This is a genomic window from Streptomyces sp. PSU-S4-23 (genome assembly GCF_055632315.1).
Map to the genome: position 1 here is coordinate 8,314,365 of NZ_JBVMUU010000002.1, position 12,022 is coordinate 8,326,386.

The 12,022-nt window shown below is 70.8% G+C and carries 9 protein-coding genes; 5 read left to right on the forward strand and 4 right to left on the reverse strand.

Features of this window, described 5'->3' with window-relative positions:
- The first annotated feature begins 581 nt into the window (after nt 1–581).
- The 4 genes from ACZ79I_RS37560 (at nt 582) to ACZ79I_RS37575 (ending at nt 5,000) form a co-directional block, all read left to right on the forward strand.
- Complete coding sequence (locus ACZ79I_RS37560) at nt 582–899, forward strand: FeoA family protein (protein ID WP_471503934.1); 318 nt, start codon at nt 582–584, stop codon at nt 897–899.
- Complete coding sequence (feoB, locus tag ACZ79I_RS37565; protein ID WP_471503936.1) at nt 896–2,845, forward strand: ferrous iron transporter B; 1,950 nt, start codon at nt 896–898, stop codon at nt 2,843–2,845. Before ACZ79I_RS37560 ends, feoB begins: the two co-directional genes overlap by 4 nt.
- 7 nt (nt 2,846–2,852) lie before the next feature.
- Nucleotides 2,853–3,440, forward strand: a complete 588-nt coding sequence (locus ACZ79I_RS37570) for a NifU family protein (RefSeq protein WP_471503938.1) — start codon at nt 2,853–2,855, stop codon at nt 3,438–3,440.
- A 234-nt stretch (nt 3,441–3,674) separates the two neighbouring features.
- The gene (locus tag ACZ79I_RS37575; RefSeq protein ID WP_471503941.1) at nt 3,675–5,000 is read left to right on the forward strand and encodes a lipase family protein; all 1,326 of its coding nucleotides are present in this window, start codon (nt 3,675–3,677) and stop codon (nt 4,998–5,000) included.
- Nucleotides 5,001–5,086: 86 nt separating this feature from the next.
- Here ACZ79I_RS37575 and ACZ79I_RS37580 read toward each other — a convergent pair whose 3' ends face one another.
- The 3 genes from ACZ79I_RS37580 to ACZ79I_RS37590 are packed head-to-tail and all read right to left on the reverse strand — an operon-like array spanning nt 5,087 to nt 9,264.
- On the reverse strand, nt 5,087–6,532 hold the full coding sequence (locus ACZ79I_RS37580) for a glyceraldehyde-3-phosphate dehydrogenase (protein WP_471503943.1): 1,446 nt from the start codon (nt 6,530–6,532) through the stop codon (nt 5,087–5,089).
- Between the two features lie 27 nt (nt 6,533–6,559).
- Nucleotides 6,560–7,642, reverse strand: a complete 1,083-nt coding sequence (locus ACZ79I_RS37585) for an amidohydrolase family protein (RefSeq protein ID WP_471503945.1) — start codon at nt 7,640–7,642, stop codon at nt 6,560–6,562.
- Nucleotides 7,643–7,644: 2 nt separating this feature from the next.
- Entirely contained in the window at nt 7,645–9,264 is a 1,620-nt protein-coding gene (locus ACZ79I_RS37590) for an FAD-dependent monooxygenase (RefSeq protein ID WP_471503948.1), read from the reverse strand.
- 295 nt (nt 9,265–9,559) lie between these two features.
- On the opposite strand from ACZ79I_RS37590, the gene ACZ79I_RS37595 reads away from it, so the two are divergent.
- Entirely contained in the window at nt 9,560–10,837 is a 1,278-nt protein-coding gene (locus tag ACZ79I_RS37595; protein WP_471503950.1) for a cytochrome P450 family protein, read from the forward strand.
- On the opposite strand, the gene ACZ79I_RS37600 is transcribed toward ACZ79I_RS37595, so the two are convergent.
- Complete coding sequence (locus tag ACZ79I_RS37600; protein WP_471503952.1) at nt 10,838–11,578, reverse strand: DUF4142 domain-containing protein; 741 nt, start codon at nt 11,576–11,578, stop codon at nt 10,838–10,840.
- Between the last annotated feature and the right edge of the window lie 444 nt (nt 11,579–12,022).

The following is a 12,022-nucleotide window of genomic DNA, read 5'->3' on the forward strand; positions in this document are numbered from 1 at the left end:
TGCGCGGACCGGAGCGCATGGACGGGCGGGGGTCCTTCTCACCCGCGGCCCGGAGGCGGTGATCCGTGCCGTCCGCAGGCGCAGAGGCGCCGGACGCCGGACGCCTGCGTCCACCTCGCCGCGCGGCGGCACGACGTCGTGTTCGTCGCGGCGGCCCGGCAGACCGGGGCGGCCACGGCATCGTGCCGCCATCTGGAGCGGGACGGACACCACCGTGCCGGTCCTCGTCCGGCGGCCGGCCGGAGCCACCGCCCTCGCGCGTTGTCGCCGTTCCCCATGGGACCGAACCGTAGAGCAGCCCGTCGCGGCGGGACCCGGCCGAAGCGCCCACGTCGTACGGCCGACCGGCCCTATCTCCTGTGGTGTCCCGCGGTACCGGTGGCCCCGGACGCCGTCCCGCACGGACGGTCCCCGCCCCGCCAGGGACCAAGGTCCCGGATGCCGGGGCCGAACGGCCCACCCCATACGGGAGGAACGGCCCGGACAGCGGGAAGGCGGTGAGGTTAGCCTCGCCTTGCTTGTATGCGGCTTGTCTGCGGCGCCCGGCCGGTTCGTCCGGGCACACGGTGAGGGAGGCAGGAATGCGTGGAGGCGGCACGGACGCCGGGGAGACCGCCGGCCCACCGGCGACGGCGGCCCCCGCCGGCCGGGTACGGCCCCTGGCCGATCTGCCGCCCGGCGCCCGGGCCGTCGTGGTCGCCGTGGTCGACGCGGACCCGGGACGGACGACCGCGACGGTCCGCCGGCTGGGCGATCTCGGATTCACGCCCGGCTCGGTGGTGGAGGTGGTGCGCCGGGCACCGTTGCGCGACCCGGTCGTCTACCGGGTCAAGGACTACGAGGTGTGCCTGCGCCGCACCGAGGCCGCGTGGGTGCACACGATCGAGACGGACCGATGACCGCGGGCTGCCACGGCGCCGTCGAGCCGGGGGACATCGCGGCGGAGGAGTGCCGGATCGCCCTGGTCGGCAGCCCCAACTCCGGCAAGAGCAGCATCTTCAACGGTCTGACCGGCCTGAACACCAAGACCGGCAACTATCCGGGAGTGACTGTCTCCCGGTTCGTGGGCACCTGCCGAACCGGAGCGGGCGGATGCCTGGTCGAGGACCTGCCCGGCACGTACAGCCTGACCCCCCTCAGCCCGGACGAACAGGTCGCGGTCGACGTGCTCGACGGCCGGACGGAGCACACCGCCCGCCCGGACGCGCTGCTCGTCGTGGTGGACGCCACCACGCTGCGGCGGTCCCTGGGCCTGGTCGCACAGGTCCTGGCACGCGGCCTGCCGGCCTGCGTCGTGGTCACGTTCATGGACGAACTGACGCAACGCCAGGGGCACCTGGACATAGACGCGTTCGCGCAGGCCCTCGGCGTGCCCGTGGTGCCGGTGATCGGTCACCGCGGGCGCGGGCTGGAGCAGCTGCGCGACCGGCTCACCACCTGGCAGACCTGGGCGTCCCCGCCCCTCGCGCCGCCCACCGAGCCGGGCGAGCGGGACGCCTGGGCGGAGTCGGTGCTCGCCTTCGCGGATTACCGGGCGCCCGAGGTGCATCGGGTCACCCGGCGCATCGACGGGATCCTGCTGCATCCGCTGTGGGGCACGGTCGTGTTCTTCGCGGTGATGGTGCTCTTCTTCCAGACCGTGTTCACCCTCGCCGCGCCGCTCCAGGGCTCTGTCGAGGCCCTGTTCGGATGGCTGTCGGGCCTGGTCAGGGAGCACGTGGGCAACCGGTGGCTGTCCGGCCTGCTCGGCGACGCCCTCATCGGCGGCGTCGGCGGCGTGCTGGTCTTCGTCCCGCAGATCCTCCTGCTGTTCCTCTTGCTCGCTCTGTTCGAGGGCGTCGGCTACATGTCGCGGGCCGCCTTCCTCATGGACCGGGTGATGGCCCGTGCCGGTCTGGAAGGCCGTGCCTTCGTGGCGCTGCTGTCGTCGTTCGCCTGCGCGGTCCCCGGCATCATGGCCACCCGTACCCTGCCCTCCGCCAAGGACCGTCTGGCGACCATGATGGCCGCCCCGCTGGTGACCTGCTCGGCGCGGCTGCCGGTCTACGTCCTGCTCATCGGCCTGCTGGTCGACCCCTCGGACCACGTCGGGCCGTTCGGCGCACAGGGCCTGATCATGTTCGGCCTGTATCTGCTCGGCGCCGTCTCGGCGATGGCGGCCGCCTGGGTGTTCAAGAAGATCGGGGACCTCCGCGGCCCGCTGGTGCCGTTCTTCATGGAGATGCCGCCCTACCGGCTGCCCGCGCCGCGCGCGGTGCTGATCGCCATGGGCTCCTCCGTACGCGCCTTCCTGCGCAAGTGCACGACCGTCATCGTGGCCACCAGCATCGGGTTGTGGCTGCTGCTGAACCTGCCGCTGCACTCGGCGGCGCAGATGCGCGCCGACGGGGTCGACACCTCCAGCCACGTCGCCGTGACCGCGTACACCGTCGACCACAGCTACGCCGCGGACCTCGGCCGGCTGGTCGGCCCCGTCTTCGACCCGCTGGGCTTCGACTGGCGCATCAACGTCGGTGTGCTGTCGGCCCAGTCGGCCCGGGAGACCTTCGTCGCCACCCTCGGGCAGGTCGCGGCCGCCGAGGACCCGGTGCAGCCGAAGCAGGCGCTGCGGACCATGACGTACCCCGACGGACCGCGGGCCGGGCAGCCCGTCTTCACCGCGCCGACCATCGCCGCGCTGCTGGTCTACTTCTCGTACGCGCTGCAGTGCACGGCCACCGTCGCCGTCATACGACGGGAGACCGGCACCTGGAAGTGGCCGGCGATCGCCTTCACCTACCTGACCGCGGTGGCCTGGCTCATGGCCTACGCGGTCCGCACGGTCACGGCCGCGCTGGGCGGGTGAGCAACGGATGGTTCCCCTTCACCCGCAGCACGTTCCCGGCCGGCCCGACCGGCTGCGCTGGGTCGTCCCGGCCGGCGCGCTTCCCCGCACCGGTCCGCTGGGGAGGGTTCCCGCCCCCTTGGCCGCGCTGCTCGCCGACGGCACCCTCGCCTCCGTCACGGCGGAGCCCGCCGCCCTCGTCACCACCCTCGGCCGGGGCCGTTCCTGGCCGGGCGAGGGTGCCCGGGTCCGCACCGCGCTCCACGCCGCCCTCGACGACCGCGCCGGATGGACCCCGGCCGTGGACGACGACGCGGCGGGCACCGATGACGCGGGCACCGATGACGCGGGCGACGACCGCGCGGACGACGACGCGCGCCTGTACCGCACCGCGAGCGAGCTCCTGGCCGGTGCGGTCGGCCAGTTCGCCCTCTCCCACGGCGGCGTCATCGAACTGGTCGGGGTCCGCGGGGGTGTGGTCACCGTCCGGCTCGCCGGGGCCTGCCGCGGCTGCCCGGCCGCCCGGATCACCCTGCACCAGCGCCTGGAACGGCAGCTGCGCCGTCGCTGCCCCGACCTGGTGGCCGTGAAGGACGCCGGGGCCCCGCGGACCTGACGCAGAGGTCCGCTTATTAGACAGCGCGTCATATTACTGAACCGTAACCTTCCTGGTGCTACCCGGGGTAACGCCTGCGCGGATACTTTTCAGGCGAACCACTTCCAGGCGGCGCGGCCACACCCCGGCGGGACGACCGGGTGACTCGCGCCGCCACGCCTCTGTGCCCGAGCCGGCTCCCACGGACCGGGCGCGGAAGACGCTCCCCGCCCGTCGCTCCCCAGGAGGTTCGCCATGCCCGCACGCAGACGGGTCCTCGCCACCGCAGTGGCCGCTGCCGCCTGCCTCGGCGCCCAAGCGCTCTCGGGCACCGCCGCCACCGCGGCGGACACCGTCGTGTCCCGCGGTGTCACCATCCCCGCGTTCTACAACCCGCCGGCCACACTGCCCGCCGCGAACGGCGCCGTCGTCCGTAGCGAACCCCTCCCGCTGGCCCTGAGCCTGCCCGGCATCAACGGGCAGCTGCCGGGCCGGGCGACCCGGCTGATGTACAAGTCCACCGACGCGAACGGGCAGCCGGTGGCGGTCACCGGCGCCTACATCGAACCCACGGCCGACTGGACGGGCGGCGGGCCCCGCCCCCTGGTCGTGGTGGCGCCCGGCACGATGGGACAGGGGGACCAGTGCGCCGCGTCGCTGGGCCTCGAACACCCGGTGCTCCTCAACGGCCAGACGATGTCCGTCGGTTACGAGGACGTGTCGATCTACCGTCTTCTCTCCTCCGGTGTCGCGGTGGTCGTCAGCGACTACGTCGGGCTCGGCGCGACCGACCGGCTGCACACCTACGTCAACCGGGTCGACGAGGCGCACGCCGTGCTGGACGCCGCCCGTGCCGCTCGCTCGCTCGGCGGGGCCTCGGTCACCTCCGCCTCCCGGGTGGGACTCTACGGCTACAGCCAGGGCGGCGGCGCGACGGCCGCCGCGGCCGAACTCCAGCCCTCCTACGCCCCCGACGTCACCCTGTCCGGGACGTACTCCGGTGCGCCGCCCGCCGATCTGACTGAGGTCACCAAGGCCATCGACGGCAGTGAACTGGCCGGGGCCCTGGGCTGGTCGCTCAACGGGTTCCTGCAGTCCGACCCGTCCCTGCGGCCCATCGCGGACGCGCACCTCAACGCCGCGGGCAAGGCGGCCCTCGCCGATCTGTCGACCATGTGCGTCGGCGACGCCCTGCTCGGCTACGGGTTCTCGCGCAGTACGAAGTGGACGACCGACGGGACATCCCTCAGCGACATCATCGCCGCCACACCCGCACTCCAGGCGTTTCTCGACGAACAGCGCATCGGCCTGCTGAAGCCGGCCGGGCCCGTGCGGGTCGCGACCGGCGTCAGCGACAATCTCGTTCCCCACGCGCAGGCCCGCCGCCTCGCCGTCGACTGGTGCCGCAAGGGCGCCGACGTCACGTACAAGGCGGTCGTCCTGCCGGATGTCGGCAGCGCCCTGCTCAACCACTTCGCGCCGCTGCTGACGGACCAGGGCGACGCCGTCTCGTGGCTGACCGGCCGGCTGTCCGGCAAGCCGGCCACCTCCAACTGCTGGAGCATGCCGGTACAGCCCTGACCGGCGGTACCCGCCGGCCTGAGGCGGGCGCGGTGCCGCCGGCCGGCAGGCCCGGCCGGCGGCACCACGAGCGGTACGCCCCTGCCTCAGACCGCCGGGGCCGGATAGGTCGGGTACTCCGCCCCGGAGACGTACTGGACGACGCGGATGACCTGGCAGGAGTAGCCGAACTCGTTGTCGTACCAGAGGTAGAGGATCGCGTTGTCGCCCTCGACCTTGGTGGCGCCCGCGTCGACGATCGAGGCGTGGCGCGAGCCGATGAAGTCGCTGGAGACCGCGTCAGGGGCGCTGATGAAGTCGATCTGGCGCCTGAGCGGCGAGGTCAGCGACACCTCACGCAGATAGTCGAGGACCTCCTCGCGGGTCGTCTCGCGCCCGAGCTGCAGGTTGAGGATCGCGATCGAGACGTCCGGCACCGGGACACGGATCGAGCTGCCGGTGATCTTCGCGTTGAGGTCCGGCAGCGCCTTGGCGACGGCGGAGGCGGCACCGGTCTCGGTGATGACCATGTTGAGCGGCGCCGAGCGGCCGCGGCGGTCGGACTTGTGGTAGTTGTCCAGCAGGTTCTGGTCGTTGGTGAACGAGTGGACCGTCTCCACGTGGCCGCGCAGGACGCCGTACTCGTCCGCCATCGCCTTCAGCGGCGGGACGATCGCGTTGGTGGTGCAGGACGCACACGACAGGATCTGCTCGTCGGGCTTGACGGTGTCGTGGTTGACGCCGTGGACGATGTTGGGGACGTCGCCCTTGCCCGGCGCGGTCAGGACGACCTTGTCGATGCCGGGGCGCAGATGCTTCGACAGGCCCTCGCGGTCGCGCCACTTGCCGGTGTTGTCGATGAGGATGGCGTCCTTGATGCCGTACGCCGTGTAGTCCACCGACGTCGGGTCGTCGGAGTAGATCACCTTGATCTCATGGCCGTTGGCGACGATCGTGCTGTTCGCCTCGTCGACGGTGATCGTGCCGTGGAACTGACCGTGGATCGAGTCGCGGCGCAGCAGCGAGGCCCGCTTGACCAGGTCCTGGCCGGCGGCCTGGCGGACGACGATGGCGCGCAGCCGCAGGCCGTTGCCCGAACCGGCCTTCTCGATGAGCAGACGGGCGAGGAGCCGGCCGATGCGGCCGAACCCGTAGAGGACGACATCACGCGACTCGCGGCTCTCGATCTTGTTGGCGCCCGTCGCGCCGGCCACGGCCTCGGCGGTGAACGCCTCCACCGACAGACCGCGGTCGTCGGTCCTGTACGTCGCCGCGAGCATGCCGATGTCGATCTGGGAGGGGCCGAGGTCCAGCGTGGTGAGGGCCTGGAGGAACGGCATGGTCTCGGTGACCGACAGTTCCTCCCCGGCGATCTGCCGGGCGAACCGGTGGGTTTTGAGGATGCTGACCACCGACTTGTTCACCAAGGAGCGGCTGTGGAGCAGGACCGTGACGTCCCGCTCCCTGTGCAGCTTCCCGATGATCGGGATCATCGACTCCGCGGTCTCCTCGCGGTACTTCCAGTTGGTGAACGAGTCCTCGTAGACAGTCACAGGTTTATCTTTCGAGCTAGGCGGTGCTCACATGCTAGCTCCCTGCTGGTCCGGGTCTTGAGACGGGCTCCCCGAGGGCCCGTGCCCCGCGGCGAGTGAGGGGAGGAGACTGTGAGCGTTGTCACGGTTGATGCGACGGCGCTGCTCCTCGTCGAGGGCCGGGTCGTTGTCGAGCGACGGCGCGGTGACGCCGGTGACCAGGTGGGACGGGGTGGGGGGCCAGTCGCTGCCGTAGAGGATCCGGGAGGAACCCACGGCGGACAGCAGGGTCGGCGTGGCCGACGGCGACATGGGCCCGGCCGTGTCGTAGTAGAACCGGTGCAGGTAGTCGCGGACCCGCGCCGGTTCCACCTTCGGCGTCAGGCAGTGGGCGAAGAGTTCGACGCGGCTCGCGATGTAGGGGAGGAAGCCGCCTCCGTGCGGCAGGATGAACGTGAGATTCGGGTAGCGGTCCAGGGTCCCGTTCACGATGAGACTGATGGCCGCCTGGGTGGTGTCCATCAGGAAGTCGCACAGGAACGGCGGGACGCCGTCGAGTCCTCCCCCGCCTCCGGGCACCTCCATCGGGTGTGTGCTGATCACGGCCGAGCGTTCGTCGAGTTCCGCCAGGATCCTCCCGTGGGAGGGATGGCCCAGATGGACGCCTCCGACGCTCGTCCGGACGCTGACCCCGACCGCCCCGAGCTCGTCCATTCCGTAACCGACCGACCAGGCCGACAGGTCGGGGCTCTCCAGGAAGACCGGGGTGTAGAACGCAAAGCGATCGGGGTGGCCGGCGACGAGGTCGCCGGCGGAGCGCAGGGCGACGCGGGCGCTCTCCTTGCGCGCCTTCGGGTCCCGGAGCCTTCCCAGCATGGCGACGGTCAGCACGCTGGTCCGGATGCCCGCGCCGTCCATCACCGCGAGAGCCGTGTCGAGGTCCCACCGGGTCCAGGGCGGCAGGTTCCGGCGCTGGACGATGTCGTTCCGCTCGGCCCAGTCGAGCCATTCCGGTGCGGTGTAGTGATGGTGGACGTCCACTCGCGCCCGGCGCGCATCGCCGTCCGCCGGCGCGTCGTTGTCCCTGTCGGCCCCCGGGGCCGCCTCCGCGGTCGTCTGCAGCGGTGCCATGGTCAGCGCCCGAGAATCCGCAGCAGAACGTCGGTCAGCGACCTCTCCATGTCCGAGGGCTCGTCATCGGTCCGCCATGCGACGAAGCCGTCCGGCCGCACGAGGACCGCGCCCTCCGGTGTCGTGCCGTGCACCGACGACCACTCCGGACCGTCGCCGGTGTCCAGGTCGTATCCCGCGCCGCCGCCGATGGTGTAGGAGTCGAGGGGCACATCGAGCTTCGCACCCACGCTCCGGGCGGCGGCGCGCCAGCCGGGGCGCTCACAGAGCAGGACGAACGACCGCTCGTACAGATCGATGGTGGACACGGTCGCCCCGTCGCGGGCGACCCACATGTGCGGCGCACGCGTACCGGGCTCGGCGCTCAACCGCAGTCGGTCCGGGATGAGGGGCTCGTCCGCGGGCGCGCCGATCACCGCCGCCGAGACATAGCGGTAGCCCAGCGCTGTGGTCATCAGGTCGGTGGCCTCGTTCGACGCCGACCTCGCCGTGTAGCCGGGGTGCTGTTCCCGGGCCGCCTGCTCCGTGGCGCGCGCGCTCGTCGCCTGCGCCACCGGCCGGCGTTCGGCCTCGTAACTGTCCAGCAGGGCGGGGTCCGCCCAGCCGCGCAGCACCGCGGCGATCTTCCAGGCGAGATTGTGCGCGTCCTGGATACCGGTGTTGGAGCCGAACGCGCCCGTCGGCGGCATTTCGTGGGCGGAATCGCCCATGAGGAACACCCGTCCGTCGCGATAGCTGTTCGCCACGCGGTCCGCAGCGTGCCAGGGGGCCTTTCCGGTGACCTCGACATCCAGGTCGCGCACTCCGGCCGCCGCCCGGATGTGCTCGACGCACCGGTCGTCGGTGAAGTGGTCCAGTGTCTGGCCGCGCTCGGGGAACCACGGCAGATGGAAGACCCACTGCTCCTCGTTGTCCACGGGCAGCAGGACCCCCTCGCCGTCCGGGTCGGTGACGTAGCAGACCACGAAGAGCTGCTCTCCCGCCACCTCGCGCAGCAGCTTGCTGCGGAAGGTGATGCTGATGTTGTGGAACAGATCTCCCGATCCCGAGTGCTCGATACCGAGCCGCTGGCGCACAGGGCTGCGGGGGCCGTCGGCGGCGAAGAGGTAGTCCGCCGTCACCGTGGAGATCTCACCGGAATCCCTGGCCTGGACGACGGCCCGCACGCCGTGGGCGTCCTGTGTGAACGACAGCAGCTCCGTGCTGAAGCGCACGTCCCCGCCCAGGTCACGGGCACCCTGCAGCAGTACGGGTTCCAGGTCGTTCTGACTGCAGGCGCACCGGACCGTCGAACAGAGGTCGGCCTCGGGCGGCCGGCCCGTGATCCGTGCCGAAAGCCATCGCCGGCTCCCGCCGCGCAGGGTGTCCACCTGAAGAATTCCATGGTTCTTCGACAGGGTGGCCGCGGCTTTCCGGATCTGCGGTTCGAGCCCCGCGGTCCGGAAGAGTTCCATGGTCCGCATGTTGTTGCCGCGGCCACGCGGATGTGCCGACGTGGCCGCATGGCGTTCGACGACACGGTGCCGGATGCCGAGACGTCCGAGGAAAACGGATGCGGACAAGCCTACGAGCGAGCCCCCTACGACCAGGACGGGCACGTAGTCGTCGCCGCGTTCATTCATGGGGTGTTCTCCTCTGCGGTCAGCAGCCTTGCGAGGAAGCGGCCCGGGCTGCCATGGCTGGGTCCCTGTCCTTTTGCCACGCGGTGCCGGGCCATATCCGGCAGTCACCCGAACAGCGAGCCAACTTTCAGCCCGACCACCATCGCGGTACTACGGCGGCCGACGCCCGGCCCGTCCCGCACCGTCGATCGGGTGAATCGCGTTTGTGGCCGGGACCCGGCCGGGGAATGAGTGACCGAACCTCAGGCATCGCTGTCCCGTGGCCGCGACGCGAACCCCTCAGAAAGGCGGGAAAATGACTCAGCTCGACGAACGGGACGGCGTGGAATCGACGGAGCAGGCGATCGCGGCGGCATCGCGCGGCTCGGCCGCCTACCGCGCCGATCCCCATCCGGTGTACGCGCGCCTGCGCGAGTCGGCCCCCGTGTGCCGCCTGTCTCCGCCGCACGGCGTGGACACCTACCTGATCACGCGGTACGACGACGCCAAGGCCGCCCTGACGGATCCGCGCATCAGCAAGGACATGTACGCGGCCATGGACGCCTACCACACCATCTTCGGTGACTCGTCCATCGCCCTGGACGACAACATGCTCTTCGCGGACCCGCCCAAACACACCCGGCTGCGCCGCATCGTCAACAGTGCGTTCAGTCCCCGCCGTATCGAATCCCTGCGCCCCCGCATCCAGGAGATCGCCGACGAACTGCTGGGAAGCTGCTCCACGAGTGCCCCCATCGACCTGCTGTCGTCGTTCGCCTTCCCGCTCCCGCTCATCGTGATCTGCGAACTCCTGGGAATTCCCGAGGGCGAGCGGGCGGACATGCAGAAATGGTGCGCCGTGGTGGCGCGCACGGGATTCAGCAAAGAGGACAAGGAGAAACTGGCGCTGGCCGAAGGGGCGCTGCGGGAGTATTTCGTGGAACTCATCGCGCGCAGGCGCCGGGAACCGACGGACGATCTTCTGGGCGCGCTCATCCGGACCCAGGACGAGCAGGGGGCCATGACCGACGGCGAGCTGCTGTCGACCCTGTGGGTGCTGCTCTTCGCCGGCCACAAGACGACGGCGTACCTCATCGGCAACGCCGTGTTCAACCTGTTGACCCATCGCGATCAGCTCCAGGCGGTCCTGGCGGAGCCGGAACTCCTGCCGAACGCGATCGAGGAGATCATCCGCTACGAGGGCTCCGTCGAGAACGCGACGTTCCGGCACGCGCTTGAGGACATCACGCTCAGGGACACCACCATCCCCAAGGGCTCACTCGTCCAGGTGTCGGTGGCTTCCGCCAACCGGGACCCGGAGAGGTTCGCCTCACCCGACACCTTCGACGTGCGGAGGCAGGGACTGCAGAGTTCCCACCTCGGCTTCGGCAGCGGTCCCCACTACTGCCTCGGCGCGCCCCTGGCCAGGATGGAGATGCGGATCGCGTTGACCACGCTCTTCGAGAGGTTCCCCGCCATCGATCTCGCCGTTTCCCCGGACGAGGCGGAGTGGCTGAAGGTGCCCTTCCCCGCCTTCCGGGGACTGGAGAGGCTTCCGGTCGCCCTGGAGCCGTCGCGGACGCCCCTCCGCTGATCAGCCGATCGCCGGACTGGGCGTCGGGGAGACGGTGTTCACGTTCAGGTCGGGTCGGGGGGTGAGGACCACGACCGGCGCGCCGGGTGCGGGCGGTGGCGGGGTGAGCTGCTCATTGGGAAGCTTCGGCGGGGTGGTCTGCTGGAAGAGGACCTGGTCGAAGTTGACCACCCCGGTCTTCTCCAGCACCGTGATGTGGTCGAGGACGGTGTCGTTGGCCAGGTCGGCGAGCTGACGCACAAGGGTGTTTTTGGTGGTGGCGCGGATCTTGGCGATGGTCGGGAAGATCTGACCGTGGGTCACGCGCATGATGTTGGCGGCCGTGGTGTCGAACTCCCTGCCGGAGGCGGCCTGCGAGGTCGCCACGAACTGCTGCTGCTGCGGGGTGGCCTGGTTGGGCAGGGTGATACCCAGCTCCGGGGCGATCTTGCGGCACAGCTCGTCGAGTCCGGCGTGACCGACGACCAGGTGTTTGCCGGCCTCCTTCATCTCCGGCGTCGAGCCCTTCGCCATGGCCAGTTCGCCGAGCGGGTACTCCCACAGCCCGGCCGAGCGGACCTTGACGACGAAGTCGCGGTCGGCCTCGGTCAGGGGGCCGTAACGGGTGCTGGCGATGACGAGGTTCGGGGAGCCGGACGTGGTCTGGACGCCGAGCATGGCGGGGTAGGCGAGGGCGATGAGGGTCAGGCCCAGCGCACCGACGACGACGGCTGTTCCTCCCGCTGCGCGCGAGACGGGCATAGTGCCTCCCGAGGTGTGGAGCGTGTGTGCCAGGAGATACGGATGTATCCGGTGGATCGATCATTGCCCGGGGTAAAACTTGCACGCGACTATGTGGTGTGCGTCACACGGTGACGGTGTGGCCACCGCTTCGTCCGTGTCCGGCCGTGCCCCCGGCGGCCTTGCCCCTGGGGCGAGCCGACGGCCGTGCCACTGCCCTGTGCCGTGTGCATGGTGCCGCTTCCACCCCGGGCGCCGGGCGGTGGTCGGCCGTCGGCTCGGTTCCCCCGCTTGAGGATGGCACAGCCCGGCGCCGGTGGTTCGGGGGAATGCCCGGACGCGTGACTCCGCTTGGGGCAGCGCCCGGTGACAGGTGCGCGGGCGCCGGTGCCGGCACGGTCATGGGAAGGGAAAATCTGTTCCGATCATTCGCCTGGGCAGGCAGTTCGGCGCGATAGAAAGGAG

Coding starts and splice junctions, on each gene's coding strand:
- ACZ79I_RS37560 (WP_471503934.1), top strand. CDS start 582: ATGCGTGGAGGCGGCACGGACGCCGGGGAGACCGCCGGCCCACCGGCG.
- feoB (WP_471503936.1), top strand. CDS start 896: ATGACCGCGGGCTGCCACGGCGCCGTCGAGCCGGGGGACATCGCGGCG.
- ACZ79I_RS37570 (WP_471503938.1), top strand. CDS start 2,853: ATGGTTCCCCTTCACCCGCAGCACGTTCCCGGCCGGCCCGACCGGCTG.
- ACZ79I_RS37575 (WP_471503941.1), top strand. CDS start 3,675: ATGCCCGCACGCAGACGGGTCCTCGCCACCGCAGTGGCCGCTGCCGCC.
- ACZ79I_RS37585 (WP_471503945.1), bottom strand. CDS start 7,642: ATGGCACCGCTGCAGACGACCGCGGAGGCGGCCCCGGGGGCCGACAGG.
- ACZ79I_RS37590 (WP_471503948.1), bottom strand. CDS start 9,264: ATGAATGAACGCGGCGACGACTACGTGCCCGTCCTGGTCGTAGGGGGC.
- ACZ79I_RS37595 (WP_471503950.1), top strand. CDS start 9,560: ATGACTCAGCTCGACGAACGGGACGGCGTGGAATCGACGGAGCAGGCG.
- ACZ79I_RS37600 (WP_471503952.1), bottom strand. CDS start 11,578: ATGCCCGTCTCGCGCGCAGCGGGAGGAACAGCCGTCGTCGTCGGTGCG.